General features: G+C 33.5%; 8 protein-coding genes. All 8 read right to left on the bottom strand.

The window, feature by feature from the left end; all coding sequences use genetic code 11:
• Positions 1-802, bottom strand: an 802-nt coding sequence (locus HRT72_00040; GenBank protein ID NQY66103.1) for a DUF2911 domain-containing protein, incomplete at its 3' end; no start/stop codon positions are given.
• 18 nt (positions 803-820) lie between these two features.
• Positions 821-1,348 carry a DUF2911 domain-containing protein gene (locus tag HRT72_00035; protein NQY66102.1) on the bottom strand — a complete coding sequence of 176 codons (528 nt, stop codon included), beginning with the start codon at positions 1,346-1,348 and terminating at the stop codon, positions 821-823.
• Positions 1,349-1,666: 318 nt separating this feature from the next.
• Positions 1,667-2,017 carry a hypothetical protein gene (locus HRT72_00030; GenBank protein ID NQY66101.1) on the bottom strand — a complete coding sequence of 117 codons (351 nt, stop codon included), beginning with the start codon at positions 2,015-2,017 and terminating at the stop codon, positions 1,667-1,669.
• Positions 2,018-2,186: 169 nt separating this feature from the next.
• The gene (locus tag HRT72_00025) at positions 2,187-2,594 is read right to left on the bottom strand and encodes an Hpt domain-containing protein (GenBank protein ID NQY66100.1); all 408 of its coding nucleotides are present in this window, start codon (positions 2,592-2,594) and stop codon (positions 2,187-2,189) included.
• Positions 2,595-2,713: 119 nt separating this feature from the next.
• Positions 2,714-3,019, bottom strand: a complete 306-nt coding sequence (locus HRT72_00020; protein NQY66099.1) for a hypothetical protein — start codon at positions 3,017-3,019, stop codon at positions 2,714-2,716.
• A gap of 131 nt (positions 3,020-3,150) precedes the next feature.
• On the bottom strand, positions 3,151-3,735 hold the full coding sequence (locus HRT72_00015) for a hypothetical protein (GenBank protein NQY66098.1): 585 nt from the start codon (positions 3,733-3,735) through the stop codon (positions 3,151-3,153).
• A 305-nt stretch (positions 3,736-4,040) separates the two neighbouring features.
• A complete protein-coding gene (locus HRT72_00010; GenBank protein NQY66097.1) occupies positions 4,041-4,904 on the bottom strand; it encodes a lysophospholipid acyltransferase family protein in 864 nt (287 codons plus the stop codon).
• Positions 4,905-4,915: 11 nt separating this feature from the next.
• The coding region (locus tag HRT72_00005) for an ABC transporter ATP-binding protein (protein NQY66096.1) at positions 4,916-5,326 on the bottom strand (411 nt) is incomplete at its 5' end.

Genomic DNA, 5,326 nt, shown 5'->3' with positions numbered 1-5,326 from the left:
CTTTACCTTCTTCTTTAAGGCCATTCACTAAAGCGGTATTCAAGTTCTCTAAAGACCCTTCTTTGTCTCCTTTTTCCCAAAGTACGTCTGCTTTTACCCAGTAAGCGTACCAGTAATTAGGCTCTAATTCTATCGATTTTTCAATCCATTCAACTCCCTGATCAATTCTTAATTTTTGCTCAGCACATTGAAGGGCACATTCTAAGTAGTTGTACGCTAAATCATCTGAAGAAGAATTTTTAATTTTCTTAGCTAAGTTTTCGAATAGTTTTGTCTCAACATCCACTTCAATATTAAATGAACATCTCAATTCGTCCCAAGCTAGGGTGAGTTGACTTGTTGTAGCTGAAATATTGTCAAATGTAAATCGCATTGACTCTACCTTCGTTCCTTTGGAAGTAGGAATAGTAATTACAAGTACGTCTTTAGCATCTGTATAATCTCCTGTTCCCCATAGTGAAATGTCCGTATTAAAATGAATTGTCCAATCTCCTTCAGTAGGGATAGCGAAAACTGAATAGCTTCCAGCTTTTAAAGCTTTACCTTCAATCTTTATATCATCCGAAGTAGTAAACTTTGTTGCTTCATTCGCTCCAGTTCTCCACATCGTTCCAAAAGGAACTAGTTCTCCCCAAATTGTTCTTCCTTTTGTGTTTGGACGAGAATATTCAATACTTAGGTCTGTAAGACCAATTCGTTGGTGAGTCTCTGCCCATTGACTTGGGCGTTTTCCTGCTTGAGCAGTAAAGGCTTGAGAACAAGCTAAAGAAATAGCTAATGATAATAATATCGCTTTATACATAATTAGATTTTTGTAGTATTAATTTTCTTCCACTGGAATAGATATTGTTAGCATACCCCATGCTAAAATAATCTCTGCTTTGCTTTCGATAGTGTTCTCGAATGTGAATTGCATAGATTCTACAGCTTCTGGGCTATCTACCATTTTAGGACTTGCTTCAATTGATAAGATATTACTTTCCGCACTGTAATCGTTGGCACCCCATGCATCTAGGTTAGAGTTAAAATGAAAAATCCATTTCTCCTCACCGGGCGTAGCAAACATTGAATAAGTACCCTTTTTTAGTTTAGAGCCACCAATAGTAATATCTCCTGATGTTGTAATTTTTGTTGATTCGTTTGCTCCGAGTCTCCATACTTGACCATAAGGAACTAAATCGCCCCAAATCTTTCTTCCTTTTGCATTTGGTCTCGAATAGTTGATTTCAATAGTAGTGCCACCTAGTTTCTGAACAACTTTACCCAATTGGCTTTTGGTTGGCATTTCTTGTGCAAACGACAATATTGAAATGCTCATTATTAATAATGATAATAGAATGTGCTTCATGATTTTCTAGTTAATGCGTGTTGATTATTTGGTTAACGAAAATAACCAATTTAGTCTAGTCGGAAGGAGGGAAGTATTGAAAAAAAGAGAGCTCCTGTTGTTGCGGACAGGAGCTCTATAACAAAACAAGAAAAAAACTAGTTATTGCTACTATTTGTTTTGCTTGATTGATACTGTGAGTATCGCAATAACGGTATTTCCTCAATTAGCGTAAAGTGAAAATATTCGTTACTACAGTTAATATCCATGAATGAATGATTTACCTTAGGTATGGAAAATGAAATATTAGAATACTGGGTATCTCGGAGGAAAAAATGCTTATTTAATAAGAATAACCCTTGCCATTGCAAATCCATCGTCAACCGCTTTACGGATAAAATAAGGTCCATCAGGCATGGATGTTAAATCTAATGCGCTGTTGCCTGTTTCAGAAAGTACTACTTCACCTGTTCTATCTAATACTTCGACTAAAGTAGTTTTGCTTACACCCTTTATGTCAATATTTCCATCAGAGGGATTTGGAAGAACTAAGAAAAATGAATCATTTCCATTATAGTTGCTTTTTGAAGAGGACGAACTCTTATCAATAGCGCTTCCATCATTTGATTGAGCTAATACACTTAGAGAAAAAAGAGATAATAAAACGAAAAGATAGGTTGACTTATTCATGATGTTATTTTATAATGGATTGCGAATATTCAAAATAATATTGAGATATATGGATGTATCGATTTAAATATTTATTCCAAATAGTTAATAACCACAGGGGTTAACGGTTAACTTGTTTGGGTTATGATGATTATATGTTGATAAAAAATAGGCCCTTGAAGAATTCTTTTTATACAAAAGAGTCGAGACTTTCATTTAGCGAGTTCTTTGTTTGATCTGCTAATTCGATAGCCTCTGCAAGCTGATTTTCCATTTCTGTAAGATCACCATTAGCTTTCATCTTATATTCTAATTTAGATAACGACTTGCTGAGTTTGTCTGCACCTGCCGTGAGGGCACTACCTTTAAACGTATCTATTTGTTTTAGACATTCTTTCCTGTTTCCTGCACTGAAATTGTTTTTAATTTTAGGAGTAAAATCATCAATAACGTTAGAAAACTTATTGTAAAATTTCTGAATTGTTGTAATATCATTATTTAAGATATTGCCGATAAACTCAACTTTTTCGTGATTAAACAAGTCGCTTGAATCGTACAATTGATTAATTGCACTGCCAGCAGTATTTGTTTTTTTCATTTCTTCTTAATATATCCGGGTGAATAATAGCGTGTAGCATATCAAATCTACAACTAATACATTAATGCATATCAATATCTATACGGATATTTAGGGACTTGTATTAGATAAGAAGCTGGTTACTCGGTATCTATGGAACCGGTGTTAGCTAGCTCACTCATACAATGACTAGTGTATGGTAAGTACAATTTGTATCTGTCTTTATCGTCCATGTCCATATGCTTTTCTAAATCGTTAAGAGAAAAAATGGTAATCAACGTATCTGCAGAACATTTGCAATATCGTATCGCCGAGGCTTCATTTACGTTTCCTGTATTTTGAATAGTATATATACAGTACTCAACTAGTTTCTTCTTATTGTTGGGTTCTTGTTTGCATGCGCAAACACAGATTAGAAGAGTGATAAATATTAGAGAATTTTTCATGCTATATTATTATTATATGAATTCTCTCTATTGCTAGATTGGTATCTAATAGATATTAACGGTATTCCTATAAATAGGTTCTATGATTGGTATAGATATTCTTGGTTGGAATATATCGGAGAATAGACGCCCTAGTTAGCTCTTTTGTAGTCAATTATAATATCAGAGGAACTGGAGTATTCGTTCATCTCATATAATTTATTCTGCAATTTGTTTACCCACTTATTACATTTATTCAAATTACGACCATGATTGGTAGCCATTTCGTAAGAGTTCTGATAGGCTAACATTTCTTCATAATTAGAAATAAATTGTTTTGAAAATAAATCAGCTGAGCTTTTAAAGCTATTGCCGAACGTTTCTTCACTTACCGTTTCTCTAAGTTTACGAGCAAATAATTCGGTAATATTAAAGTGGCCTTGTTGAAATGCTAAATTATCTGATGATATGCTGCTATCAGTTTTCCAAGAGTCGAACCTATTCACTTTTGCAATTATTGAAATAACAATTTTACCTTCTTTCATGTCAAAAGATTTATCAATGAAGGTTCCAAGATGATTTGGACTTTGGGAATGATCTGAAGGCATTCCTTCAAAATCGCTAGAACTTATTTTTGTATTCTCGGACCAAGTAATTAAATAGCTTTGGCCGAAAACAGTAGAGGTGACAATTAAGCAGAATACACTAATAAGTGTAATAGTTTTTGAGATGAGCATGTGAAATGTACGGTGAAGAAAGGTTTATGTTATGAAAAGGAGAATATTATTGATACAGGTCTATATGATAAGATGATTTTGTCGGTTTATTGGCGCAAAAGTATAAAATCAGATTTAATTATTTCCTATTTATTGGAAATAAATTACTCTGTACTTAGAAGGGTATCAGTTGGTTATGTGTAATTGTGTTAAGGGGGGTAGTTGTTTTTAGTATAGATATTAAGTAACTCTAATGAAATTATTCAATGATCAAATTTCTTATAATTGATTCCTAATTCATTGATTTTATGAGACCAGTAAATTACTCAGGCACCTTTCGTCCTTTTCCATCTACGATGACTCCATAGCCACAATTGGGGCGATTCTTGTATGTTCAATTCAAGCTGTTTTGCATAATTGTCTATAATCTCGTTTCCGTCTACGGTTTTAGGGAATTCTTCGAGAAGCATAAATGTGACTTCATAAACACCTCTTTTTAACATCTTAAAGGATGGGTAGACCACGGCTTGATCTAGTTTTTTTGCAATTCTATCCGCACCAATTAAAAATGCGGTTTCTCTGTTTAGGAAATTTGTCCAATGTACGAGGGCGTTTTTTCGAGGACTTTGATCGCCTACCATTAAATTTAATGAGAGTTCTTTATTCTGTTCCATTCTTAATAAGGATTTGAACCCTGCACTAGATTCAATGCATTCAGTTCCAAATCGACCTCTAACCATTGTCATTAACTCATCGATATAACGATTCGAAAGTTTTTGGTAGAAGGTGTTCGTTTTAAATTTCGTGTACAATGTGAAAAATGAAATCCATTCCCAATTACCAAAATGGGCAGCATATAAGACCATACTACGGCCTTCTCTATGAAGTCTATCTATAAGCTCAACGTTTTTCATTTTAAATCTTTTCTCTATTCCTGACTTACTAATAGTTAGGATTTTTAACGTCTCAAAAGCGAAGTCACAGAAGTGGCGATAAAACTTTTTTTCAATAGAAATAATTTCATCCAGGTCTTTGCCTGTGAATGAACCGATTAGGTTTTCTCTAACAACTGCTCTTCTATATCTTATAATATAATATAGTAGGATGAAACCTAAATCTGAAAACAAGTAAAGAATAGGAAGTGGGATCAGGGAAAGTAAATAGATCGGTAGGTATTTTACTCGATTCATTAATAGTTAGTCTAGCTATTTAAAAGAACGTTATACTTTTCTATAGCTTCGGCTGTCTCACCAAAGAAAAGAAGTTCACCTTTATTCATCACGATTGTCCTGTTGCAATATTTATCGATCAGTGCAGAACTATGTGATACAATAATTGCAGTTCTTCCCTTTATCCAGCTTTTTTCGAGAACCTCTGTTGCTTTCTTTTTAAAGCGTTCGTCCCCAACAGCAAAAATTTCATCTAAAAATATGATATCTGATTTAGCATGTATAGCTATTGAAAATGATAATCGTTGAATCATTCCTGTAGAATAGTATTTAATTTTGGTATCAATAAAATCATGTAATTCGGCAAAATTAATAATGTCATTAAATAGTATATCTATTTCTTTAATACGTAAACCTAAAGTTGAACCATTTACATAAATATT

This window comes from Flavobacteriales bacterium (genome assembly GCA_013214975.1).
Taxonomy (GTDB): domain Bacteria; phylum Bacteroidota; class Bacteroidia; order DT-38; family DT-38; genus DT-38.
This window is presented reverse-complemented; position numbering and strand designations above follow the sequence as displayed.

Coding starts and splice junctions, on each gene's coding strand:
- HRT72_00035 (NQY66102.1), bottom strand. CDS start 1,348: ATGAAGCACATTCTATTATCATTATTAATAATGAGCATTTCAATATTG.
- HRT72_00030 (NQY66101.1), bottom strand. CDS start 2,017: ATGAATAAGTCAACCTATCTTTTCGTTTTATTATCTCTTTTTTCTCTA.
- HRT72_00025 (NQY66100.1), bottom strand. CDS start 2,594: ATGAAAAAAACAAATACTGCTGGCAGTGCAATTAATCAATTGTACGAT.
- HRT72_00020 (NQY66099.1), bottom strand. CDS start 3,019: ATGAAAAATTCTCTAATATTTATCACTCTTCTAATCTGTGTTTGCGCA.
- HRT72_00015 (NQY66098.1), bottom strand. CDS start 3,735: ATGCTCATCTCAAAAACTATTACACTTATTAGTGTATTCTGCTTAATT.
- HRT72_00010 (NQY66097.1), bottom strand. CDS start 4,904: ATGAATCGAGTAAAATACCTACCGATCTATTTACTTTCCCTGATCCCA.